Here is a 24,760-nt window from a genome sequence, read left to right as displayed (position 1 = left end):
GCTCACTAAGCGAATGGGGTGAGACATGCCCAGCGGAAGTGAACACGAGGCCGGAACCGGGATCACGCCCGAGCCGGCTGCGCCGCGGGGCACGAGCCTTCCATCCGCCGACGATGAGCTTCCGCACTTTCCCGTCCGTCCCCGGCTGAGCGGCGAACCGGCCGTACCGGAGTTCCTGGCCGAGCGGGAGACCCAGCTCCACCTGCTGGACGGGCACGTGAGCGAGCTGCGATCGGGACGCGCCGGCCTGGCGACCGTGCTCGGAAAGCCGGGCACGGGAAGGAGCGCCCTGCTCAGGGCGGCCGTCGCCCGCGCCAGGGACGCCGGGCTGCCGGCCGTGCTGGCGCGCTGTTCCTCCGCCGAGGCCGACCTCCGTTACGGCGTGGTCTCGCAGATCACCTCCGCGCTGGCCGGCGCCGGACATCCGGCCTTCTCGCGGCGGTCGTGGTTGCGGGAGCGGACGGCCGCGACCGTGATCCCGGCGTTGTGCGGCGAGTTCGCGGCGCTCGCCAGGAAACACCCCCTGCTGATCGCCCTCGACGACGCCCAGTGGATGGATGAGGAGTCGAAGGCGTGGCTGGCGGCCCTGGCGCAGCGGCTGGGGCACGTTCCGATACTCCTGATCCAGGCCGGCGCGCTCGGCGCGGGCCGTACCGTCGGGTCGCCCGCCGACCCCGGACCGGCGCCCCAAACCGTTCTCCAGGTGCCGCCGCTGTCCGGGCACGGGGTCCGGCAGGTGATCGCCTCCCGGTGCTCCGGGCCCGTTGACGAGGCGTTCGTGAACGCCGCCGCCGAGGCCACGGCGGGCAGCCCGGCGGCCCTGCACGCCGTACTCGATCATTTCGCGCTCGAATCCCTGCCGCCTGCCGCGCGGTACGTCCCGCGCTTACTGGAGCGGGCCGCCGAGGTGAGCGGCGACCGGGTGGCGACGTCGCTGCGCTGCCTGCCCGCGGACGCCCTCGCGCTGCTCCGCGTGATGGCGGTCTGCGCGGGCGGCCTCGGTTTCGAGCTGCTGACGTCCCTGGCGCCGCCGCGGACGATGTCTCCCGAGCAGGCGCTGTCCGTCCTGCTGCGGCTGGGTCTGGTGGCGGGCGGGGAGTATCCGCGGCCTGCCGGTTCCCTGGTCGCCGAGCTGGTGCTGGCCGGGATGGACGTCGAGGAGCGGCAGGCGCTGGCGGCGCGTTCCGTGGAGCTCGGGTACCGGGCGGTGATCCCGGAGGAGCGGCTGGCCCGGTTACTGCTCAACGCTCCGCCCGTCGGCGCGGGGTGGGTGGTGAGCCTGCTGCGCCGGGTGGCCGGGCGGAGCGTTCTCTCCGGTGATCATGAGACCGCCGCCGCGTTGCTCGCTCGCGCGTTGCGCGAGCCGGTGGCGGGCGAGCAGCGGCAGCGCCTGCTCATCGAGCTCGCGACGACCGAGGTGGGCGACGGCCCGGCGACGAGCGACCGGCGCCTGCAGCAGGTGCTGCTGAACGGCGGGTCCGAGGTGCCGGTGCTCCTTCAGGCGGCCGATCTGCTCAGCTCAAGGGGCGACGCGTCCGCCGCATACCGCGCCGTCGCGACGGCCCACGCACGGCTGGAAAGCGGCGAAGGTGCAGGGTGTGGTGGTGCTGGGTCGTTGGCGGCTATTGGCTGGCTGGCGGAGAACGAGTGTGCGACCGACCCGGTGCTGCCCGTACGGTCCTTTCCCGATCCGTCGGAGCGGTCGGCGGATCCTGTGTCGGCGGGTATCGCGGCCTGGATGCTGGCCACGCGCGGCCGGCATCTGGCCCGGGTGCGGGAGCTGGCCAGGACGGCGTTCCAGGGCAAGGCCGAGGACCGGCCGTTCAGTCCCAGGATCCACGCGGCCTGGGCGTTGTGCCTGGCCGATGAGGTGGCCGAGGCGGTGATCGGGCTGGATGAGGTCCTGGCCGATGCCCGCCGCCGCGGCGCGCGTGCGCCGGCCGCGCTGGCGCTGCTCCAGCGCAGCCAGTGCGAACTGCGGCGGGGCAACCTCGGGCAGGCGATGGGCGACTTCGAGGCGGCACGGGCGGAGCTGCCGCTCACCTCCTGGCATCCGCGCGTGACTCCGTACTTCGTCGCGATGCGGGCCTGCCTGGCCCTGGCCGGCCAGGACGTGGAGGAGGCGGAGCGGGCGCTGGCCCAGGAGCTGCCCCCGGGGGCGAACCAGGGCGCGGCCTGGGCGATGCTGCTGTACGCGCGGGCCGGTGTACACCTGGAGCTGGCCGATCCGCAGGCCGCGCTGCGGGACATCGACGAGTGCGGGCGCGTCCTGCTGGCCAGGGGATGGACGAATCCCGCGGTGCTGTCCTGGCGATCGGTCGCCGCCGCCGCGCACAGCGCCCGCGGCGACGGGACGGCCGCCAGGCGGCTGGCGACGGAGGCCGTGCGGCGGGCACGGAACTGGGGCGCCCCCAGCACGCTGGGGCTGGCCCATCTGTGCGGGGCGCGCGTGCTGAGCGGCGCCGAGGCCATCAGCGAACTCGAACAGGCCGTGCGGATTTTGCGTGACTCGGTGGCGCGCGGCTCCTACGCCAAGGCGCTGAGCCTGCTGGAGGAGGCCACCAGAAAAGCCCCTCCGCCGCGCACCCAGCCGATCCGGCACCTCGCGGCCGTCCCGGAAAGGTCGTCGATGCCGAGAGAGATGCTGAGAACGATGCCGGGAGAGGCACCGGGAGGAACGTCAGGAGAGATGCCGGGAGGAACGCCGGGAGAGATGCCGGGTGGGACGCCGCATCCGCTGACCGCCCAGGAGGAACGGATCGCCGCCCTGGCCGCCGCCGGTCGCTCCAACGCCTGCATCGCGGGCATCCTGTCGGTGAGCGTGCGTACCGTGGAGCTGCGGCTGACCGGGATCTACCGCAAGATCGCCGTCACCGGCCGCAAGGAGCTCGCCTCGCGCCTGGCCACGGTCACATCGGCGGCCCCGGCGGCGGCCCCGGCGGCGGTTCCGGCGGTGGTCCCGGCGGCGGTCCCGGCGGTGGTTCCGGTGGCGGTTCCGGCGGCGCGGAACGGTGGTTGATTCCATGCTGCTGGAACGCGGAAAGGAGCTGTCCCGCGCGAAGCAGGCGCTCGGCGCGGCCGGGGCGGGCGACGGATCCATGCTGGCGGTCATCGGCCCGCCCGGCGTCGGCAAGTCGGCCCTGCTGCGCTCCGTCGCCGACGCCTGCGCCCCGCACGCGCGGGTCCTGCGCGCCGGCGGCACGGTGGTCGAGCAGGACTTCGCCTTCGGCATCGCCCAGCAGCTGTTCGAGCCGCTCATGGCCGGGGTGCCGGAATCCCGCTGGGCGGCCTGCCTCGGCAGCGGGGCGGGCATGGTACGGGAGATGCTCTCCGGCGGGTCGTGGTCCACCGGCTCCTACCGGTCGCTCGGGCAGGAGGCGATCCTGCACGCCCTGCAGTCGCTCATCGTCGATCTGAGCGGGGACGAAGTCCTGCTGATCATGGTCGATGACCTGCAGTGGGCGGACGCGCCGTCGCTGCGCTGGCTGGCCTACCTCGCCAAGCGGCTGGGCAACGCGCGGGTACTGATCGCCGGAGCGTTCACCGAGGATTGCGCGGCCTCCGACCACATGCTGCTCAGGGAGATCGCCGCCTCGGCGGCTCGCACGTTGTACCCGATGCCGCTGTCCGCCGGGGCGGTGCGGCAGGTGGTCGGCGAGGAGTTCGGGCAGCCGTGCGACCCCGCCTTCGCCCGCGCCTGCCATGAGGTGTCCGGCGGAAACCCCGCGCTGCTGTACGCGATGCTCCGCGAGTTGCGCACGGCCGGCTTCACCCCGGTCGCCTCGCGGGCCGCTGACGTGCACGCCGTGAGCCAGCCCTTCCTGCGCGACCGGCGCATGTTCTGCCTCAGCATCCAGCCCGCGATGGTGCGGGACCTCGTGCAGGCGATGGTCGTGCTCGGGGACCTGGCCGAGCCGGAGCTCATCAGTGAGCTCGCCGGCCTGGACAGCATCGACTACAAGTCCGCGATGCAGACCCTGGACCGCCTCGGCCTGCTCGCCGGCGGTGACGCCCCGCGCTTCGTGCACCAGAGCCTGCGGCACGGCATCGAATCGGCGATGAGCGTCAGGACGCGTACCCAGATGCACCGCCGGGCGGCGGCGCTGCTGCACGCCGCGGGACACCCGGCCGAGCAGGTCGCCGACCAACTCCTGCTGGTCACCTCCGGGTACGAGCCGTGGGAGTTCGACACCCTGCGCGCGGCCGCCGGCACCGCGCTCGAACGCGGCAGCGCGCGGGAGGCGGTCCGCTACCTGCGGCACGCGCTGCTGCACAGCCCGCCCGACAGCGAGGACCGGGGCCGGCGCCTGGCCGACCTGGCCGCCGCCGAGCGCAGCTTCGACCTCGCCTCCTCGGTCACCCACCTCGCCCAGGCCATGCCGATGCTCACCTCGGCGACGGAACGCGCGTCGGCGGCACTGTCGATCCCGCCCGCGCTCGCCGCGGTCAACCCGTCGCTGGGCGCGCTCGTCCGGGACGCGGCCTCCCGGCTGCACGACCTCGATCCGGCCTGCGCCCGGGACGATCTCGGCCTGCGGCTCGAAGCCCGTGACCGCTACCTGAACCTTCAGGACGGCACGCGACTCGGCGAGGCGGCCGACCGGTTGCGGCGCTTCGGCGCGGACGTGCCGGTCTCCACCGGCGCGGGGCGCGAACTGCTGACCGTGCTCACCTACGCGGCGGCCGTCACCGGCGCTGTCACGGCCGGTGGCGTCTGCGCCCTGGCCACCCGGATCCTGGAGCGGGAGCTGCCGCACGCCGGGCACGCCTACACCGCCCTCCCGCTGCTGGTCCCGGCCCTGATCCTGGCCGACGCGACGGCACCGGTGGCCCAGTGGCTGGACGCGCTGCCGGAGCGGGCACTCGACGGGGTGGCCGTGCTGGTCAACGCGGAGCGCGCCGCGATCCTGCGCGCGTCGGGACGGCCTGCCCAGGCCAAAAGCCTGGCGCTGAGCGTGCTCGACAACGCCGACCCGGCCTGGCCGGAGGCGGCGGCGATGGCCGTCTGGACCCTCGCCATGGTCGCGCTCGATACGCGGGACGCCGAGCTGGCCGAGCGGGTGATCCGTACCGGCCCGGAGAGTGGTGATCTGCGCGTACTCGTCGCGCATCGCATGATGCGGGGGATGCTGGACGCGGTGCGCGGCGATCTGCCGGCCGCGCTGGACAGGTTCCTCGACAGCGGCAAGCAGCTGGCGCGCTGCGGATGGACGAACACCGCGCTCTACCCCTGGCGGGTGTGGGCCGCCGCGGTGAGCCACCGGCTCGGGCGCACGCAGGTGGCGGCCGAGCTGGCCGTCCAGGAGCTCGCCTTCGCGCGGGAATGGTGCGCACCCGCCGTGTACGGCCGCGCGCTACGGCTGCACGGCACGCTCACCCCCGGCGAGGAGGGCGTCGATCTCCTGCGGCGCGCCGTGGACACGCTGCGCGGCTCGGAGGATCGCATCGAGTTGTCCAGGACACTCATGTTCCTCGCCGGCAGACTCGGTGGCGGACCCAGCACCGGACCAAGCGCCGGACTCGGTGGAGGACTCGGTGGCGGACCCGGTGGCGGACTCGGTGTGGAGGAGTTCGGCGCCGAGGGCAGGCGGGTCGCCCAGGAGTGCGGCGTCTCCTGGGCCGAGGGCTCCTGGGCCGGGGACTCCTGGGGCGGGGCCGGCGAGGACGCGGGCGTGAACGGCCCGGCGCTGCGGCTGGTCACGCCGGAACGCGGCGAGCTGACCAGGACCGAGGAGACGGTCGCAGCCTTCGTGTTGCGGGGCTGGACGAACCAGCAGATCGCGGATTCTCTCGGCGTGACCCGCCGCGCCGTCGAAAAAAGCCTGACGAGCACTTATCGCAAGCTCGGGGTGAGCGGCCGGGCGGCACTCGTCGAAGAGCTGGGCACGCGGAACACGGGCGAATAAGATTTTTCCCGGCGCCGCCCCTCCGGGGTGATTCGCGTCGCCGTTCGCCGGCCCATTAAGATCTGGATTTCGATGCGTCGTGCCTTTCGGCCTGCCCTGTATATGAACGACTCGGAGTTCGGTCCGAACTTGACAGGAAGGACCGCACCGCAAGCTCCGAACCAGCCGTATTGCAAACCACAGTCTTTCGCCACTCCTGTCGGGTCAGCTGTTGACTTGGTTTCGGGTCGGTTAATACCCTGCTAATAGGTGCATTCGGCCCGTGGATCCGAAGTTATCGCGGGCGTCGTCTCGTCACCGGAGGAGAGTGGTCATCACATGAGTGTTGATGTCGGACACGCCCTCATTGATGAGGAACTGGAATTTTTTCCGGCCGGCCAAGAAGCCAATGACGGTATCGATCAGTACCGTTCTTTCCTCGATCGTACGGGGATATGCGTGGCGAGTCTCGACCACGCGACCAGAGTGATCGAGGCGAATCTCGAATTTACCCGGCAGCTCGGGCGCTCCCTGGCGGACATCCGTGGGGTGGCCTTCTGCGAGCTGCTGCACCCGAGCATCCGCGACAAGCTGGCGCAGCAGTTCACCCGCCTGACCGATCATCACCGCGCCCGCTTCGAGGAGCGCGTGATCGCCGTGCGGCCGGACCGCACCGTGCTCGGCGGCGAGCTCAGCGGCATCGCGCTGCACGGCGACGCCGGCTACGTCGAGAGCATCATGGTGCTGGTGCGGCCCGACCGCGATCAGCGGGACGACCTGCTGGTCGGCAGGAAGAAACTGCTGAGCAGCATGGAGGCGCGCGTCATTGAGGGCGTGGCGGCGGGAGTGTCGACCGTGCAACTCGCGTCGATGTTGTATCTCAGCCGCGGCGGCGTGGAATACCACGTGACGACGCTGCTGCGAAAGCTCAAGGCCAGCAATCGCCCGGCCCTGATCTCCAAGGCGTATTCCATGGGTGTCTTCCGGCTCGGCTCCTGGCCGCCCCGGGTGCTGCCCGAGTTCGTGAAGTAGGTCCATTCAAGGGAGGTGTCGTCGTGGCCGGTCCAAGAATCGTGCTCGACGGTGGCCCGCAATTCAAGCACAGCAGCTTCCAGCCGTCGGGGAACTCGCCGGAGAAGGTGAAGATTCTCCTCGGCTCGGGTTACCAGCACTTCGTGCACAACGGCGAATTCGTGCTGGTCGATGGGGAGAAGCTGCCGGTCTTCCAGTGGTCGGAATGCACCAAAATCGCCGAGTGAAAAAAGGCCATGGGTGAGGTGTTGTCGTGGTAACGGGTAAGATCATCAGCTTCGACGAATACCGCGGTTTCGGTTTCATCGCCCCCGACCGGGGCGGCGAAGATGTTTTCCTGCATGTCAATGACCTGGACGGCGACAAGCGCCTCATCTCGGTCGACACGCGGGTCGAATTCATGGTGGAGAATGGCGGCAAAGGGCTGAAGGCCGCGCATGCCCGCGTGCTCGACAGGCCCGCCGCACCGAAGATCACTCTGCCTCCGGTCTCCCTGCCGGCCACCCCGACACCTGCGACGATCGCGTCGATCGTGTCACCGGGACCGGCCGCCCCCGCGCCCGTGCCTGCCCAGGCCCCCGCCCCCGACGGCCAGGCGAACGACGCCGGTTTCTGCGACGTGCTGTCGGCCCGGGAATTCACCCAGGAAATCACCGAAGCCGTGCTCGCGGCCGTGCCGACGATGACCGCGGAGCAGATACTGGGCGTCCGCGCCTGCCTCATCGACTTCGCGCGGGCCCACGGCTGGGTCGATGAATAGCGTTCACGCCTCCCGCCGGCTCCGGGCCGACTGGATTCCCGCCGCCGGCGCACCGTGGGTGCGTTCGCGGTGGCGATGGTGTCCCATCGGGTTACCCGTCCGCGGTGCTGAAAGGAAAGTGCATGTCCAGGCGCGCGCTGATCACCGGTATCACCGGGCAAGACGGCTCATATCTGGCCGGGCATCTGTTGTCCCTGGGATATCAGGTCTGGGGCCTGATCAGAGGCCAGGCCAATCCCCGCAAGTCCCGGATCAGCCGCCTCGTCAGTGACCTGTCGTTCGTCAACGGCGATCTGCTGGACCAGGGCAGCCTGGTCGCGGCGGTGGACAAGGTGCAGCCCGACGAGGTGTACAACCTCGCGGCCATCTCCTTCGTCCCGATGTCGTGGGAGCAGGCCGAACTGACCACCGACGTCAACGGCATGGGCGTGTTGCGGACGCTGGAGGCGATCCGCATGGTGTGCGGCCTGGACAAGTCCCGCAACGGCAGCAGCGGTCAGATCCGCTTCTACCAGGCGTCGTCCTCGGAGATGTTCGGCAAGGTCGTGGAGAGCCCGCAGCACGAGATGACGAACTTCCATCCGCGCAGCCCTTATGGGGTGGCGAAGACCTACGGCCATTTCATCACCAGGAACTATCGCGAGTCGTTCAACATGTACGGCGTCTCCGGCATCCTGTTCAACCACGAGTCGCCGCGCAGGGGCGCGGAGTTCGTCACGCGGAAGATCTCGCTCGCCGTCGCCCAGATCAAGCTCGGCCTGCAGGACAAGCTGTATCTCGGCAACCTCGACGCGGTGCGCGACTGGGGGTTCGCCGGTGACTACGTCCGCGCGATGCACCTCATGTTGCAGCAGGACGAGCCCGCCGACTACGTCGTGGGCACCGGCCGTACGCACTCGGTGTACGACGCCGTGCGGATGGCCTTCGAGCACGTCGACCTGAACTGGCGCGACCACGTCGTCATCGACCCGGGACTCGTACGTCCCGCAGAAGTGGAGACGTTGTGCGCCGACCCCAGCCGCGCCAGGGCGGAACTCGGCTGGGAGCCGACCGTCACCTTCGAGCAGCTCATTCACATGATGGTGGAGTCCGACCTGCAGAACGTCTCGCGCGAGCGGGAGCTGGGGGACCTCTTCATCACGTCGAGCTGGTGAGCCGGCGGGCGCTCGTACAAGAGGCAAGAGGGGCCAGGGATGAGTGAAGCGGCAGAACCCGCGCTGGGAGTGGTGGGCGCGGGGGTGATGGGCACGGCGATCGCCGTGCTGGCGATCGGCCACGGGATACCGGTGGTGCTCGTGGACGTGTCGGAGGACAGGCTCGCCGGCGCCCGGCGCCGGGTCGAGGCCCAGCTCCGGCACGCCCGGCTGATGGGTGCGGCGCCCGCGGAGGTCGCGGCCGGTCTGACGACGACCGTGGAGCTCGCGGCGGTCGCCGGCGCCACCGCGGTCGTCGAGGCGGTCACCGAGGACGCCGAGATCAAGGCCAAGGTGCTGGGCGAGGCGTCGAGCCTGGTCGCGGCGGGCACCCCGCTCGTCTCCAACACCTCGGGCATCCCGATCGGGGAGCTGGGCAGGCTGGTCGCCCGCCCGGACGAACTGGTCGGCATCCATTTCATGAACCCCGCCTACCTGATCACGATGGTGGAGGTGATCAGGAGCGCGAGGACGAGCGACGCGACCATGACCGCGATCACCGAGCTGCTGGCGCGGATGGGCCGTCGCGGGATCGTCGTCCGGGACGCTCCGGGGTTCGTCACGAGCAGGCTGCTCCACCCCATGATCAACGAGGCGGCGCGGCTCGTCGCGGCCGGTGTGGCCGGCGCCGAGTCGGTCGACGACCTCATGCGGGGCTGCCTCGGGCACGCCACGGGACCGCTGCGCACGGCCGACATGATCGGCCTGGACAACCTGGTCGACGCGCTGTCGACGCTGGCGGAGCGTACCGGCGAAGAGCGTTTCCAGCCCTGTGAACTGCTGCGCGAGAAGGTGGCCGCGGGGCACCTCGGGCTCAAGTCCGGTAAGGGTTTCTACGAGTACGAGAAGGTGCTGACGTGAACATCGGAGCGGAAGAGACGGTCCAGCGGCGGATCCTCGAATTCGTCGAGGAGCGGACCAAGGCCGACGTCGCCGTCGACAAGGATCTGTTCGACTCCGGGCTCGTCAACTCCATGTTCGCCATGGAGCTGATCGTCCACCTGGAGCAGGCGTTCGGCATCGCCATCCTGGGGGAGGACCTGCGGCTGGACAACTTCCGCACGGTCGAGCGGATGACCTCCCTCGTGGACCGGCTGCGCGAGGAGCCGGTGGCCGGCCATGCCTGACTGGCTCGCGGAGGCCACGGAACAGCTCACCGACGTGGTCGGCGACCAGGCCGCGGAGTGGGACCTGGCCGGCCTCCTGCCGGTGGAGACCCTCCGTACCCTGGGCAAACAGGGCCTGCTGTGCGCCGAGGTGCCGGTCGAACACGGCGGCATCGGCGCGCGCAGCGCGGACAACGGCGCCTTCACCGCCCACGTGGGCAGCCTCTGCAGTTCCCTGCGCAGCGTCATGACCTCGCAGGGGATGGCGGCGTGGACGGTGCAGCGGCTCGGCGACGCCCGCCAGCGGCGCGAGTTCCTACCCAGGCTGACCGGCGGCGAGCTGACCGCGGTCGCCTTCAGCGAGCCCGGCGCCGGCAGCGACGTGACCGCGATGACGACCGAGATCCGCCGCGACGGCGACGCCGTGGTCATCGACGGCGGCAAGACGTGGACCACGGCGGCCCGCTACGCCGACCTGATCGTCGTCTTCGGACGGTACGGCGACGGAGGCGGCGCCGTCGTCGTGCCCGCCGACACGCCGGGCGTCACCATCCGGCCGGTGCCCGCGCCGAGCGGCTGCCGGGCCGCCGGGCACGCCGACGTCACCCTCGACTCCGTACGGCTGCCGCTCGGCGCCGTGCTCGGCGGAGGCGGGCAACCGCTCCCGCTACTGGTCACCACGGCCCTGGCGTACGGCAGGATGTCGGTCGCCTGGGGTTGCGTCGGGATCCTGCGCGCGTGCCTGTCGGCGGCGGGCGCGCACGCGTCCGGGCGGCGGCAGTTCGGCCTGCCGCTGGCCGAACACCAGCTCGTGGGCAGGCACCTGGCCGAGTTGCTGGCGGCGGAGCAGGTGGCGACGCGGGTCTGCGAGCACGCCAGCCGCTGCTGGGACGACAGGTCGCCGGAGATGGTGATCGCCACGGTCCTGGCCAAGTACGTCAGCTCGACCGAGGCCGCACGCGGCGCGGCGGCGGCCGTACAGGTCCTGGCGTCGGCGGGGGCGCAGGACGGCCACGTCGTGGCGCGGGCCTACCGCGACGCCAAGCTCATGGAACTCATCGAGGGCAGCACCGAGATCTGCCAGATCATCCTCGCCCGGCACGCCGCCGCGCAGGCAAGCCGACGGGAGCCGGCATGACCGTGAAGTGCCTGGTTTGGGACCTGGACAACACACTGTGGCGGGGGACGTTACTGGAGGACGGCGAGGTGCACCTCGACCCCGCCGTACGCGAGCTCATCCGGCTCCTGGACTCCCGCGGCATCCTGCAGTCCGTCGCCAGCAAGAACGACCACGACCACGCCTGGGCGAAGCTGGAGGAACTGGGCGTCGCCGAGTACTTCGTGTTGCCGCACATCAGCTGGGGGCCCAAGTCCGAGGCGATCAGGAGCATCGCCGGGGAGTTGCGGTTCGCCCACGGCGCGATGGCGTTCGTGGACGACCAGGACGCCGAGCGCGCCGAGGTGTCCTTCCACCTCCCCGACGTGCGGTGCTACACCGCCGCCCAGGTCGCCGGCCTGGCCGCGCTGCCGGAGTTCAGCCCGGCGGTGGTGACCGAGGACGCCCGTCGCCGCAGGGAGATGTACCAGGCCGGTTTCCGGCGGGAGGGCGCGAAGTCCGACTTCACCGGCCCCGACGAGGAGTTCGTACGATCCCTCGACCTGGAGATGCGCATCGAGCACGCCACCGTGGGCCACCTCGACCGCGTCGAGGAGCTCACCCTGCGCACCAGCCAGATGAACGCGACCGGCGTGCACTACTCGCGCGACACCCTGGCCGGGCTGCTCGACGACCCCGATCACCGGGTCCTGGTCACCTCGCTCAGCGACCGGTTCGGGCCGCACGGCGCGGTCGGGGTCGTGCTGCTGGCGGCCGGTGACGAAGCGTGGCACCTGAAGCTGCTCGCCACCTCCTGCCGGGTCGTGTCCTTCGGCGCGGGCTCGGTGATCCTGCGCTGGCTGACCGACCAGGCCGCACGCGCCGGAGCGCACCTGGTGGCCGACTTCCGCCCGACAGAGCGCAACCGGATGATGGAGATCGCCTACCGGTTCGGCGGGTTCACCGGTGAGAGCTGCCCGTGCGTCGCGACCCTGCCGGCCGCCGACCTCGACGGCCTGCAACGGCTGCACCTCGTCCCGGCGCCGCAGCCCCCGCCCGCCACGATGAGCCTCATCGCACCGGAACTCAAAGCTTGCGTACCAGGGTGATGCCGTCGGCCACCGGCAGCAGCGAGACCTCCACGCGGCGGTCCTCGCCGAGCATGGCGTTGAACGCGCGGATCGCCTCGGTGTCGGCGTCCCCGGCCGCCGGGTCGGCGACCCTGCCGAGGAACAGGGTGTTGTCCACCACGATCAGCCCGTTCTCCCGCAGCAGCGTGAGAGCGGCCTCGTAGTACTTCGGGTAGCCGGGCTTGTCGGCGTCGATGAACACGAAGTCGGCCGAGCCCGGCCCCTCCTCCAGCAGCAGGGTGGCGAGCACGTCCGCGGCGTCGCCGATCCGCGAGTCGATCCGGTCGAGCACGCCGGCCTCGCGCCAGAAGGGCACCCCGATGAGCGGCCACCGCTCGGCGATGTCGCAGGTGATGACCCGGCCGCCGGGAGCGACCGCGCGGGCCAGGCAGAGCGTGCCGTACCCGGTGAAGGTGCCCACCTCCACGATGGTGCGCGCGCCGATGAGCCGCGCCAGCAGCGCGAGCAACTGCCCCTCCTCGGCCATGACCTGCATCGCCGTGCCCATGGGCAGCGCCGCGGTCTGCTCGCGCAGGGAGCGCAGGATCTCATCCTCCCGCAGCGACACCGTGCGTACGTAGTCGGACAGTTCTTCGGTGATCTGGAGTTGACCGGCCATTGCGCGAGCGTACGGTCCGCGCGCTGGTCTTTTCCCCAGATGTGGCGGGGCGGCCGGTACTAAGGATTTTCGGGCGTCCCCGGACCGAGACTGGCCACCGGTCGTGGAAAGGGTTGAGCTCAGATGGACAACGAGGCGAAACTCCGCGAGTACCTCAAGCGGGCTACGGCGGACCTCCGGTGTACCCGCCAACGCGTCCACGACCTCGAAGAACAGAACCTGCAGCCGATCGCGATCGTCGGCATGAGCTGCCGCTACCCCGGGGGCGCGTTCTCGCCCGAGGAGTTGTGGCGCCTGCTCGCCGAGGGCGGCGATCCGATGTCCGAGCCGCCCGCCGACCGCGGCTGGGACCTCGACAGGCTCCGCGACCAGTACGGCGCCGCCGTGCCACGGTCGCTGACCGGCGGTTTCCTCACCGAGGCGGCCGACTTCGACGCGGGCTTCTTCGGCATCTCGCCGCGCGAGGCGCTGGGCATGGACCCGCAGCAGCGGTTGTTGCTCGAAACGTCATGGGAGGCCGTCGAACGCGCCGGAATCGACCCGGCCACCCTGCGCGGAAGCCTGACCGGCATGTTCGTCGGCGCGATGTCGCCCGACTACCGGGAGAGCCTGCCGCGCGACATCGACGCCTTCGGGCTCACCGGCACGGCCAACAGCGTGTTGTCCGGCCGCGTCTCCTACACCCTCGGCCTGGTCGGCCCCGCCGTGACGGTGGACACGGCCTGCTCCTCGTCCCTGGTCGCGCTGCACTGGGCCGTACAGTCGCTGCGGACCGGCGAGTGCACGCTGGCGCTCGCCGGCGGGGTGACCGTCATGACGAGCCCCAGTACCTTCATCGAGTTCAACCGCCAGGGCGGCCTGTCGCCCGACGGGCGGTGCAAGGCGTTCGCCGAGGACGCCGACGGCACGGGCTGGTCCGAAGGCATCGGCGTGCTGGTGCTGGAACGCCTGTCGGACGCGCAACGCAACGGGCACGAGGTGCTCGCCGTGGTGCGCGGCACGGCCGTGAACCAGGACGGCGCGTCCAACGGGCTGACCGCGCCGAACGGGCCGTCGCAGCAGCGGGTGATCCGCGACGCCCTGGCCAACGCGCGGCTGACGGCGGCGGACATCGACGTGGTCGAGGCGCACGGCACGGGCACGACGCTGGGCGACCCGATCGAGGCCGAGGCGCTGATCCACACGTTCGGCGAGGAGCGGGACCGGCCGTTGCTGCTGGGGTCGATCAAGTCGAACATCGGTCACACGCAGGCGGCCGCCGGGGTGGCCGGGATCATCAAGATGGTCATGGCGATGCGGCATCGGACGCTGCCCAGGACGTTGCACGCGGACGTACCCTCCTCGCGGGTGGACTGGGCCTCTGACGTGCTGGAACTGCTGACCGAGCAGCGCGCATGGCCGGAGACCGGGCGGCCGCTCAGGGCGGGTGTGTCGTCGTTCGGGGTCAGCGGCACCAACGCGCACGTGGTGGTGGAGGAGGCCCCGCCGGTCGAGGCTCCCGATCGGGGGCCGGCGGGTACGAGGGTGCCGCCCGTGCTGGTGTCGGGACGGACGCCGGAAGCGCTGTCCGCCCAGGCGGCGCGGCTGCTGGCCCACCTGGACGAGAGCCCCGGGACGTCCCTGGCCGACGTGGCCTTTTCGCTGGCGACGACACGATCGTCCTTCGAGCATCGGGCCGCCGTCGTGGCCGACGACCGGGCCGGGTTGCGTGCGGGGCTGGCGGCGCTGGCGGACGGGGGAGCCGCCGCCGGAGTGGTCAAGGGCCAGGGCAGGCAGGCCAAGCTCGCGATGTTGTTCGCCGGTCAGGGGAGTCAGCGGGCGGGGATGGGGCGGGAGTTGTATGACCGGTTCCCGGTGTTCGCGGCGGCTCTGGATAAGGTGGTCGCCGAGCTGGGTGGTTCGTTGCGGGAGGTGTTGTTCGCCGATTCGGAGGCGTTGGATCAGACGGGGTGGGCGCAGCCGGCGTTGTTCGCGTTGGAGACGGCGCTGTTCCGGTTGGTGGAGTCTTGGGGTGTGCGTCCGGATGTGCTCGCGGGGCATTCGGTCGGGGAGATTGCGGCGGCGCATGTGGCAGGGGTGTTGTCGCTGGCCGACGCGTGTGCGTTGGTGGCCGCTCGGGCGCGGTTGATGCAGGCGCTGCCGGTGGGCGGGGCGATGGTGGCGCTCCAGGCGTCGGAGGAGGACGTCGCCGGGCTGCTGGCCGGGCGTGAGGGTGAGGTGTCCATCGCGGCGGTGAACGGCCCGGATTCCACCGTGATCTCCGGGGTTGAGCAGGCCGTTCTTGAAGTGGTCGAGGCGTTGGGGGTGAAGTCGCGGCGGTTGCGGGTGTCGCATGCGTTCCATTCGCCGTTGATGGACCCGATGCTGGCGGACTTCCGGGCCGTGGTGAACGGGCTCACCTACAACGCGCCGCGCATCCCGATCGTGTCCACCCTGACCGGGGAAACGGCCACGCTGGACTCGCCGGACTACTGGGTGGACCAGGTGCGGGGCACGGTCCGGTTCGCCCATGCCGTCCGGGTGTTGCACGGGCAGGGCGTGCGGGCGTACCTGGAGTTGGGTCCCGATGGGGTGTTGTCCGCCATGGCCGCCGACACCGTGGATGTGGTGCCGGCGCTGCGGAAGGACCGCGACGAGGAGTCGGCGGTCATGTCCGCGCTGGCCGAGTTGCACGTGCGCGGAGTGGCGGTGGACTGGCCCGCGGTGATTCCGGGTGGCCGCCGGGTGGAGTTGCCCACGTATGCCTTCCAGCGTCAGCGGTACTGGCCTGCCCCCACCTATGCGGGAGACGCCCGGGGGCTGGGTCTGACGGTGGCCCGGCATCCCCTGCTCGGGGCCTCTGTAGGGTTGGCGGACTCCGATGAGGCGCTGCTCACCGGAAGGTTGTCGCTCGCGTCGCATCCGTGGTTGGCCGATCACCTGGTCGGCGGCACTGTGGTGTTCCCCGGCACCGGGTTCCTCGAACTGGCCCTGCGGGCGGGTGACGAGGTCGGCTGCGAGCTGGTACGGGAGCTGACCCTGACCGCGCCGCTGGTGCTGGGCGAGCGGGACGCGGTGGCCGTCCAGGTGCGGGTGGGGCCCGCCGACGGGTCGGGGCGGCGCGAGCTGAGCGTGCACACCCGGCGCGACGAAGCCGACTGGGTACGGCACGCGGTAGGCGTGCTGGCGCGTGCCGCGAACGTCGCGGATGTTGCCGATATGGCGGTGTGGCCGCCGCGAGACGCGTCCGCGATCGACGTCGAGGGGGCCTACGAGCGGCTGGCCGAGTGCGGGTTCGATTACGGGCCGGTTTTCCGGGGGTTGCGGGCGGCCTGGCGGGGCGTGGAGGGCGAGGTGTTCGCCGAAGTCGCCCTGCCGGAGCAGGCGTCGGGGGCCGGGTTCGGGATGCATCCGGCTCTGCTGGACGCGGCGTTGCACGCGGTGCTGCTCGTAGGGCTGGAGGAGGAGGCCCGTCGGCTGCCGTTCTCCTGGAGCGAGGTGTGTCTGCACGCGGCCGGTGCGTCGGTGCTTCGGGTACGGCTGGCCGGGGCGGGCGACGACTCGCTCTCCGTGACCGCGGTCGATGCCGCCGGGGAGGCGGTGTTGTCGGCGCGGTCGTTGCGGCTGCGGCCGTTCTCGGCCGGTGATCTTCCCGGCGGGCCGGGGCGGGACACGATGTTCGCCCTGGAGTGGCCGGTGCTGGCGCTGGAGGCGGGTCCGGTTCCTGACGTGGTGCTGGCCGATGCGGTCGCGGATCCGGTGCTCGGGGTGGTGGAGGCGGCACACGAGCTGGGTGCCCGCGTTCTGGAGCTCATACAGGGGTGGCTGGCCGATGAGCGGAGCCACGATCGCCGTCTCGTGCTGCTCACCCGTGGCGCGGTGGTGGCGCGCGAAGGTGACTCGCTGACCGACCTGGCGGGCGCGGCGGTGTGGGGTTTGGTACGCAGCGCGCAGTCGGAGAACGCCGGCCGGTTTGTGCTGGTGGATGTGGACGAGGGGTCGATCGTCCCGGCGTCCGGGACCCTGGACGGGGTGCCGGATGGGGTGCTGGACGGGGCGCTGGCCAGGGTGCTCGCGTCGGGGGAGCCGCAGGCGGCGATCCGCCAGGGCGAGGTTCGGGTGCCCCGCCTGAAGCGGGCCACGGTTGGCAGCGATCCGGACAGCGGTGCCTCAAGCGGCAATGACCCGGACGGCGGTGATTTAAGCGGCGATGCCTCGGAGGGTGCTGCCCGGCCGTGGGATCCTGAGGGGACGGTGCTGATCACCGGCGGCACCGGTGGCCTGGGGGCGTTGTCGGCCCGTCACCTGGTGGCCGAGCAGGGGGTGCGTCACCTGCTGCTGGCCGGTCGCCGGGGCATGGACGCGCCGGGCGCGGCGGAGTTGCGGGCCGATCTGGTCGCTCAGGGGGCCGACGTCACGATCGCCGCCTGTGACGTGGCCGATCCCGTACAGGTGGCGGCGCTGCTGGCCCAGGTGGACCCCGAGCACCCGCTGACCGCGATCATCCACACCGCCGGCGTGCTGGACGACGGGACGATCCCGTCCCTGTCACCCGAGCGGCTGGACACGGTGCTGCGGCCGAAGGTGGATGCGGCCTGGCACCTGCACCGGCTCACCCGCGACCGGGACCTGGCCGCGTTCGTGTTGTTCTCGTCGGTGGCGGGCACCATCGGAGCGCCCGGCCAGGGCAACTACGCGGCGGCCAACGCCTTCCTCGACGCGCTGGCCGAGCGGCGGCGCGCCGAAGGGCTGGCCGGGCTGTCGCTCGTGTGGGGCCCCTGGGCCCAGGAGACCGGGATGGCCGGCGCGCTGGACGACGCGCACGCACGCCGGATGGCCCGCGCCGGGATCTCCGCGTTCGCGCCGGACGAGGGCCTCGCGTTGTTCGGCGCGGCCGTCCGCTCGGAGCGGCCCGTCATGGCTCCGGTCAGGATCGACCTGGCCGCGGTGCGCGCGCATGGCGAGGTGCCGCACCTGCTCCGCGAGCTGGTACGAGCACCACGCCGGTCGGCGTCGTCCGCACCCGCCGGCGGCGCACTGATCGACCGGCTGGCCGGAATGGAACACCCCGAGCGCGTACGGGCCGTGGCGGACCTCGTGCGGGCGGAGGTCGCGCTGGTGCTGGGGCACCCCTCGCCGGACCTGGTGGACATCCGGCGGGAGTTCCGCGAGCTGGGATTCGACAGCCTCACCGCGGTCGAGCTGCGCAACCGGCTGAGCGCGACGACAGGGCTGCGCCTGCCGGCCACGCTGGTGTTCGACCATCCCACGCCCGCCGTACTGGCGCAGTCTTTGCTGGATGAGGTGCTGGGCGGGCAGGCGGACGGGCCGGCTCCGGCCCTGGTTACGCCGGTCGCCGACGACCCGGTGGTGATCGTCGGGATGAGCTGCCGCTATCCGGGCGGCGTCGCCTCGCCGGAGGACCTGTGGCGGCTGGTGGCCGAGGGACGCGACGCGATCACCGGCTTCCCCGCCAACCGCGGCTGGGACCTGGACGCGCTCTACCACCCGGACGCCGACCACGCGGGCAGCTCGTACACCAGACAGGGCGGTTTCCTGCACGACGCGGCGGAGTTCGACGCGGAGTTCTTCGGCATGAGCCCGCGCGAGGCCGTGGCGGCGGACCCGCAGCAGCGTCTGCTCCTGGAGACGTCATGGGAGGCGATCGAGCGGGCCGGGATCGACCCGGCCACGCTGCGGGGCAGCAGTACGGGCGTGTTCGCCGGGGTGATGTACACCGACTACAGCGGCATGCTCGGCGCGAGCGAGTTCGAGGGCTACCGGGGAACGGGGACCGCCGCGAGCGTCGTGTCCGGGCGGGTGTCCTACGCGCTCGGCCTGCAGGGCCCGGCCGTGACGGTCGACACCGCCTGCTCCTCCTCGCTGGTCGCGGTGCATCTGGCGACGCAGGCGCTGCTCTCGGGCGAATGTACGCTCGCGCTGGCCGGCGGCGGCACCGTGATGGCCACACCCGGGGCCTTCGTCGAGTTCTCCCGGCAGCGCGGGCTGTCCGCGGACGGGCGCTGCAAGTCGTTCGCGGACGGAGCCGACGGGGTGAGCTGGGCCGAGGGGGTCGGGGTGCTGGTGCTGGAGCGCCTGTCCGACGCCCGGCGCAACGGCCATCAGGTGCTCGCGGTGGTGCGCGGCTCGGCGGTGAACCAGGACGGCGCGTCGAACGGCCTGACCGCGCCGAACGGCCCCTCCCAGCGCAGGGTGATCCGCCAGGCGCTGGCCGGGGCGCGGCTGTCCCCTGCCGAGGTGGACGTGGTGGAGGGGCACGGGACCGGGACCACCCTGGGCGACCCGATCGAGGCGCAGGCGTTGCTGGCCACCTACGGCCGGGAGCGGCCCGAGGGCCGGCCGCTGCTGCTCGGGTCGATCAAGTCGAACATCGGCCACACGCAGGCGGCGGCCGGTGTCGCCGGCGTGATCAAGATGGTCATGGCCATGCGGCACGGCATCGTGCCCAGGACCCTGCACGTGGACGCGCCGTCCGCGCACGTGGACTGGGCCGCGGGCGCGGTGGAGCTGCTGACCGAGGCGCGTGAGTGGCCGCGGACGGGCCGCCCGCGCCGGGCCGCCGTGTCGTCGTTCGGCTTCAGCGGCACCAACGCCCACCTCGTCATCGAACAGGACGCCATAGACCCCATAGACCCCATAGACCCCATAGACCCCATAGACCCCATTGGCCGCATTGACCGCACTGACCGCACTGACCGCACCGACGCCATCGGCGACGGGACCCCGCCGGCCGCGGCCGCGACGCACTCACCCGTGCCCTTGCAGGTTTCCGGCCGGACGGAGCAGGCGGTGCGGGAGCAGGCCGCGCGGCTGCTGTCCCACCTGGAGGACCGCCCGGACGCGGATCTGGCCGACGTGGCGTACTCGCTGGTGACCACCCGTTCCGCGTTCGACCACCGGGCCGCCGTGCCGGCCGGGGACCGTGCGGGGGCGCTGGCCGGGTTGCGCGCGCTGGCCGCCGGACGGGCGGCCCCCGGGGTCGTACGGGGCCGGGTCAAGGACGACCCCAAGACGGCGTTCCTGTTCACCGGCCAGGGCGCGCAGCGCGTGGGCATGGGCCTGGAGACCTACGAGCGGTTCCCCGTGTTCGCCCGCGCGCTGGACGCGGTGCTCGCGCGGCTCGACGCCGAGCTGGACCGCCCGCTGCGGGAGGCGTTGTTCTCCGACGCCGGCCTGCTCGACCGTACGGAGTACACGCAGCCGGCGCTGTTCGCCCTGGAGGTCGCGCTGTACCGGCTGGTGGAGTCGTGGGGCGTGCGCCCGGACGCGCTGGCGGGGCACTCGATCGGGGAGCTCGCCGCGGTGCACGTCGCCGGGGTGCTGACGCTGGAGGACGCCTGCGCGCTCGTGGCCGCGCGGGGCCGGTTGATGCAGGCGCTTCCTGACGGCGGCGCGATGGTGGCGATCCAGGCCACCGAGGAGGAGATCCGCGCGTCGCTGGCCGGGCTGGAGGCCGAGGTGTCCGTCGCGGCGGTCAACGGCCCGGCGTCGGTGGTGATCGCCGGGGTCGAGTCCGCGGTGCTGGACGTCGCCGCGCGGTGGGCCGCCCAGGAGCGCAGGACCCGGCGGCTGCGGGTGTCACACGCTTTCCATTCCCCGCTGATGGAGCCGATGCTCGCGGAGTTCCGGGCGGTCGCCGAGACGGTGACGTACCACCCCGCGCGCATTCCGGTCATCTCCAACGTGACCGGCGCGTTCGCCGCGGACGAGCTGTGCTCGCCGGACTACTGGGTACGGCACGTGCGCGAGGCGGTCCGGTTCCACGACGGCGTACGGGAGCTGCACGGGGCGGGCATGACCGCGTTCCTGGAGATCGGGCCGGACGGCGTGCTCACCGCGATGGCCCAGGACGCGCTTCCCGCCGACGCTGACGTGCTGCTGCTTCCCGTGTTGCGCGGGGACCGCGACGAGAGCGCCGCCCTCATGACCGCGCAGGCCGAGCTGCACGTGCACGGCCTGCGGGTCGATTGGGCGGCCCTGCTGGACGGGGCCCGCCGGGTGGAGTTGCCGACGTACGCGTTCCAGCACGAGTCGTTCTGGCCGGAGCCGCCGCCGGCGGTGGGCGGCACGGCCGTCGCCGATCCGGCGGACACGCGGCTCTGGGAGGCGGTTGAGCGCGGCGACGCCCGTACCGTGGCCGCGATCCTGGCTCTGCGTGACGAGCACTCCTCCTCACTGGACACCTTGCTCCCGGCCCTGTCGTCGTGGCGAAGGAGCCGTCGTGAGGCGTCGGCGCTCGGCTCCTTGCGTTACCGGGTGGAGTGGCGGCCCCTGCGCACGCCACCGCTCGCCGTGCTGGAGGGCACGTGGCTGGTCGTGACCTCGGAGGGGGTCGCGGATGCCGATGTGGTCGCGGCGCTGGAGGAGAGCGGGGCGCGCGTGAGCCAGCTCTGCTTGGACGGGGTGCCCACCGACCGTGCACCGCTCGCCGCCCGGCTCTGTGAGCTGGGCGAGCTCTCCGGTGTGGTGTCGATGCTCGCGCTGGAGGAGCAGCCCCTCACGGACGCCGGCGCGGTGTCGGGCGGTCTTGCGGGGACCGTCGCGTTGCTGCAGGCGCTCGGGGACGCCGGGATCGACGCGCCGCTGTGGTGCCTCACCCGTGGCGCCGTGTCCGCGACTCCGGGCGACCGGGTGACGAGCCCGGTCCAGGCGCAGGTGTGGGGCATGGGCCGGGTCGCCGCCCTGGAGCATCCGGCGCGCTGGGGCGGCCTGGTCGACCTGCCGGAGGTGATCGCCGGGCGTACCGCAGCGGGCCTGGCCCTCGTGCTGGCGGGCCTGAACGGCGAGGACCAGGTGGCGGTACGGGCGTCGGGCCTGTACGGCCGCCGACTGCGGCGCCACCCGATCGCTCCCGACGCACCCGGCTCGGCGGGCTCGGCGGGCTCGGCGGGCTCGGCGGGTTCCGGTGGCACGGTGCTGATCACCGGTGGGACGGGTGCTCTCGGCGCGGCCACCGCGCGGTGGCTGACGCGTGACGGCGCCGCGCGTCTCGTGCTGACCAGCCGGCGCGGCATGGACGCCCCCGGGGCGGCGGAGCTGCGGGAGGAACTGCTCGCACTGGGTGCCGACGTGAGCATCGTCGCCTGTGACGTCGCCGACCGCGAGGCACTGGCCGCCGTGCTCGCCACGATCCCCGCCGAACACCCGCTCACCGGAGTGGTTCACGCGGCCGGGGTGGGCCAGGCCGTCGCGCCTCTCGAACAGGCGGACACCGCCGAACTCGCCGAGGTGATGACGGCGAAGGCAACGGGAGCCGCCAACCTGGACGCCCTGCTCGGAGACCGCGAACTCGACTTCTTCGTGATGTTCTCCTCAGTGGCAGGGACCTGGGGCAGCGCGGGACAGGGCGCCTACGCGGCCGCCAACGCCTACCTCGACGCGCTGGCCGAGCACCGGCGTGCACGCGGGCTCGCCGCCTCCTCGGTGGCGTGGGGCGCGTGGGCCGAAGCCGGCATGGCCGTGACAGGTGTCATGGCCGACTACCTGGTCAGCCGTGGACTGGCGCTGCTGCCGCCCGGCCTGGCGATCACGGAGCTGAGCAGGGCGATCGGTGGCGGGGACGCGGTGGTCGCGGACGTTGACTGGGACCGGTTCCATCCGATCTTCACCTCAGTGCGTCCCAGCCACCTGTTCAGCGAACTCACCGAGGTCAGGGCACAACTTGAGAGCAGCGGCCGGCCGGCCGACCCCGGATTCGGCGCCCGGCTGCGGGACCTGACCGAGAAGGAACGGCGGCGCAGGCTGCTGGACCTGGTACGCACCGAGGCGGCCGCCGTGCTGCGGCACGCCACGCCCGAGGCGGTCTCCGAGCGACGCGCCTTCCGCGAGATGGGCTTCGACTCGCTGACCGCCGTGGAGCTGAGAAAGCGGCTGGCCGAGGCGACGGGCCTGGCGTTGCCGAGCACCCTGGTGTTCGACCACCCGAACCCGGCCGCGCTGGTGGAGCACCTGCACTCACTGCTCATAGGAACAGTGGACACCGTGGAAACCCCGGTGGCGGCCCACACCGACGAGCCGATCGCGATCGTCGGGATGGCCTGCCGTTTCCCCGGCGGCGTCGGCTCCCCGGAACAGCTGTGGGACCTCCTGCTCAACGGAGCCGACGCGATCTCCTCACTCCCCGCCGACCGGGGCTGGGACACCGAAGGGCTCTACGACCCCGACCCCGACCACTCCGGTACGACGTACTCGGTCGAAGGCGGTTTCCTGCACGACGCGGGTGACTTCGACGCCGGATTCTTCGGGATCTCGCCCCGCGAGGCGCTGACCATGGACCCGCAGCAGCGGTTGTTGCTGGAGACCGCGTGGGAGGCCATCGAACGGGCCGGGATCGCCCCCTCGTCGCTGCGCGGCAGCACGACCGGCGCGTTCATCGGCTCCAGCTACCAGGAGTACGGCTCGCACGCCGCCGACGCCGAGGGACACCAGGTCACCGGCTCCAGCCCGAGCATCCTGTCCGGCCGGGTGTCGTACGTGCTGGGCCTGGAAGGGCCCGCGGTCACGGTCGACACGGCATGCTCGTCGTCGCTGGTGGCGCTGCACCTGGCCTGCCAGTCGCTGCGCGACGGCGAGAGCTCCCTCGCCCTGGCGGGTGGCGCGACGGTGATGACCACCCCGGCCGCCTTCGTGGCGTTCAGCCGCCAGCGCGCCCTGGCCGCCGACGGCCGCTGCAAGGCGTTCTCCGACGCGGCGGACGGGATGAGCCTGGCGGAAGGCGTCGGCCTGCTGCTGGTGGAGCGGCTGTCCGACGCGCGGCGCAACGGTCATCCGATCCTCGCTGTGGTGCGCGGTTCTGCCGTCAACCAGGACGGCGCGTCCAACGGGCTGACCGCCCCCAACGGCCCGTCCCAGCAGCGGGTGATCCGGCAGGCCCTGGCGAGCGCGCGGCTGTCCCCCGCCGAGGTGGACGCGATCGACGCGCACGGCACGGGTACGCCCCTGGGCGACCCCATCGAGGCCCAGGCCCTCCTCGCCACGTACGGGCAGGACCGGGAGCACCCGATCCTGCTCGGCTCGGTCAAGTCGAACCTGGGTCACACGCAGTCCGCGGCGGGCGTGGCGAGCGTGATCAAGATGGTCATGGCGCTGGAGCACGGGGTGCTGCCGAAGACGCTGTGGCTGGACACGCCGTCCTCGCACGTGGACTGGACCTCGGGCGCGGCCGAACTGCTCAGCGAGGCCACGCCGTGGCCGGAGACCGGACGTCCGCGCAGGGCCGCCGTGTCCTCCTTCGGCATCAGCGGCACGAACGCCCACGTGATCCTGGAACGCACACCGGCCGACGACCTCGCCCCTGTCGTTCCCGAGGCCGGGGTGGTGCCGTGGCTGGTGTCGGGCCGGAGCGCGGAGGCGCTGCGCGCCCAGGCCCGACGGCTGGCCGCATACTCGGACGAGCGCGACTGCGGTGACACGTACCCGGCGGATGTGGGCTTCTCGCTGGTGACGGCGAGGTCGGCGTTCGAGCACCGCGCCGTCGCGGTGGGCGACGGTTGCGACGCGCTGCTCGCCGCCGTGCGCGCGGTGGCCGCGGGCGAGCCCGCGCCGGGCGTGGTCCAGGGGACGGCGGACGTCGAGGGCGGCACGGTCTTCGTCTTCCCCGGGCAGGGCGCTCAGTGGGCGGGCATGGGCGCCCGTCTGCTCGACCGGTCCCAGGTGTTCGCCGGGAGCATCGCCGACTGCGAACTGGCGTTGAGCCCGTACGTCGACTGGTCGCTGACGGACGTGCTGCGCCAGGCGGAGGGCGCGCCCTCGCTGGACCGGGTGGACGTCGTGCAGCCGGCCTCGTTCGCGGTGATGGTCTCGCTGGCGGCGATGTGGCGCGCCCATGGGGTCGAGCCCGACGCGGTGATCGGGCACTCCCAGGGGGAGATCGCCGCGGCCTGCGTGGCGGGCGCGCTGTCGCTGGACGACGCCGCGCGGGTGGTGGCGGTGCGCAGCCA

At 72.2% G+C, this 24,760-nt stretch carries 12 protein-coding genes (1 of these 12 only partly in view); 11 read left to right on the top strand and 1 reads right to left on the bottom strand.

The window, feature by feature from the left end; all coding sequences use genetic code 11:
- The first annotated feature begins 25 nt into the window (after positions 1 to 25).
- The 10 genes from AB0I81_RS34615 (at position 26) to AB0I81_RS34570 (ending at position 12,181) form a co-directional block, all read left to right on the top strand.
- Positions 26 to 3,019, top strand: coding sequence for an AAA family ATPase (locus tag AB0I81_RS34615; protein WP_360665464.1), 2,994 nt, complete (start codon positions 26 to 28; stop codon positions 3,017 to 3,019).
- Between the two features lie 4 nt (positions 3,020 to 3,023).
- The gene (locus AB0I81_RS34610; protein WP_360665461.1) at positions 3,024 to 5,906 is read left to right on the top strand and encodes a LuxR family transcriptional regulator; all 2,883 of its coding nucleotides are present in this window, start codon (positions 3,024 to 3,026) and stop codon (positions 5,904 to 5,906) included.
- Positions 5,907 to 6,224: 318 nt separating this feature from the next.
- On the top strand, positions 6,225 to 6,917 hold the full coding sequence (locus AB0I81_RS34605; protein WP_360665458.1) for a LuxR C-terminal-related transcriptional regulator: 693 nt from the start codon (positions 6,225 to 6,227) through the stop codon (positions 6,915 to 6,917).
- 23 nt (positions 6,918 to 6,940) lie between these two features.
- Positions 6,941 to 7,144, top strand: a complete 204-nt coding sequence (locus AB0I81_RS34600) for a DUF5988 family protein (protein WP_360665455.1) — start codon at positions 6,941 to 6,943, stop codon at positions 7,142 to 7,144.
- Between the two features lie 26 nt (positions 7,145 to 7,170).
- A complete protein-coding gene (locus tag AB0I81_RS34595) occupies positions 7,171 to 7,677 on the top strand; it encodes a cold shock domain-containing protein (RefSeq protein WP_360665452.1) in 507 nt (168 codons plus the stop codon).
- Between the two features lie 122 nt (positions 7,678 to 7,799).
- Positions 7,800 to 8,831 (top strand): GDP-mannose 4,6-dehydratase, encoded by a 1,032-nt coding sequence (locus AB0I81_RS34590; protein WP_360665449.1) that lies wholly within the window; start codon positions 7,800 to 7,802, stop codon positions 8,829 to 8,831.
- 39 nt (positions 8,832 to 8,870) lie between these two features.
- Complete coding sequence (locus tag AB0I81_RS34585; protein ID WP_360665446.1) at positions 8,871 to 9,731, top strand: 3-hydroxyacyl-CoA dehydrogenase family protein; 861 nt, start codon at positions 8,871 to 8,873, stop codon at positions 9,729 to 9,731.
- Entirely contained in the window at positions 9,728 to 9,997 is a 270-nt protein-coding gene (locus tag AB0I81_RS34580) for an acyl carrier protein (protein WP_360665443.1), read from the top strand. The genes AB0I81_RS34585 and AB0I81_RS34580 overlap by 4 nt, the downstream gene beginning before the upstream one ends.
- Entirely contained in the window at positions 9,990 to 11,114 is a 1,125-nt protein-coding gene (locus tag AB0I81_RS34575) for an acyl-CoA dehydrogenase family protein (RefSeq protein ID WP_360665440.1), read from the top strand. The genes AB0I81_RS34580 and AB0I81_RS34575 overlap by 8 nt, the downstream gene beginning before the upstream one ends.
- Positions 11,111 to 12,181, top strand: coding sequence for an HAD-IIIC family phosphatase (locus AB0I81_RS34570; protein WP_360665437.1), 1,071 nt, complete (start codon positions 11,111 to 11,113; stop codon positions 12,179 to 12,181). The genes AB0I81_RS34575 and AB0I81_RS34570 overlap by 4 nt, the downstream gene beginning before the upstream one ends.
- Here the strand turns inward: AB0I81_RS34570 and AB0I81_RS34565 are convergent.
- Positions 12,159 to 12,821, bottom strand: a complete 663-nt coding sequence (locus tag AB0I81_RS34565; protein ID WP_360665435.1) for a class I SAM-dependent methyltransferase — start codon at positions 12,819 to 12,821, stop codon at positions 12,159 to 12,161. The two genes, AB0I81_RS34570 and AB0I81_RS34565, sit on opposite strands and share 23 nt — an antisense overlap.
- 123 nt (positions 12,822 to 12,944) lie before the next feature.
- On the opposite strand from AB0I81_RS34565, the gene AB0I81_RS34560 reads away from it, so the two are divergent.
- On the top strand, positions 12,945 to 24,760 hold the start of the coding sequence (locus tag AB0I81_RS34560; RefSeq protein WP_360665432.1) for a type I polyketide synthase. It continues 17,209 nt past the right edge of the window; the window shows 11,816 of its 29,025 coding nt (coding positions 1-11,816); its start codon is at positions 12,945 to 12,947; its stop codon lies beyond the right edge, outside the window.

The organism is Nonomuraea sp. NPDC050404 (genome assembly GCF_040655495.1).
GTDB lineage: Bacteria > Actinomycetota > Actinomycetes > Streptosporangiales > Streptosporangiaceae > Nonomuraea.
This window is presented reverse-complemented; position numbering and strand designations above follow the sequence as displayed.

What these genes read in the sequence shown, in the direction of transcription:
- AB0I81_RS34615 (WP_360665464.1), top strand. Translation starts at nt 26, where the DNA reads ATGCCCAGCGGAAGTGAACACGAGGCCGGAACCGGGATCACGCCCGAG.
- AB0I81_RS34565 (WP_360665435.1), bottom strand. Translation starts at nt 12,821, where the DNA reads ATGGCCGGTCAACTCCAGATCACCGAAGAACTGTCCGACTACGTACGC.
- AB0I81_RS34575 (WP_360665440.1), top strand. Translation starts at nt 9,990, where the DNA reads ATGCCTGACTGGCTCGCGGAGGCCACGGAACAGCTCACCGACGTGGTC.
- AB0I81_RS34610 (WP_360665461.1), top strand. Translation starts at nt 3,024, where the DNA reads ATGCTGCTGGAACGCGGAAAGGAGCTGTCCCGCGCGAAGCAGGCGCTC.
- AB0I81_RS34585 (WP_360665446.1), top strand. Translation starts at nt 8,871, where the DNA reads ATGAGTGAAGCGGCAGAACCCGCGCTGGGAGTGGTGGGCGCGGGGGTG.
- AB0I81_RS34605 (WP_360665458.1), top strand. Translation starts at nt 6,225, where the DNA reads ATGAGTGTTGATGTCGGACACGCCCTCATTGATGAGGAACTGGAATTT.
- AB0I81_RS34590 (WP_360665449.1), top strand. Translation starts at nt 7,800, where the DNA reads ATGTCCAGGCGCGCGCTGATCACCGGTATCACCGGGCAAGACGGCTCA.
- AB0I81_RS34570 (WP_360665437.1), top strand. Translation starts at nt 11,111, where the DNA reads ATGACCGTGAAGTGCCTGGTTTGGGACCTGGACAACACACTGTGGCGG.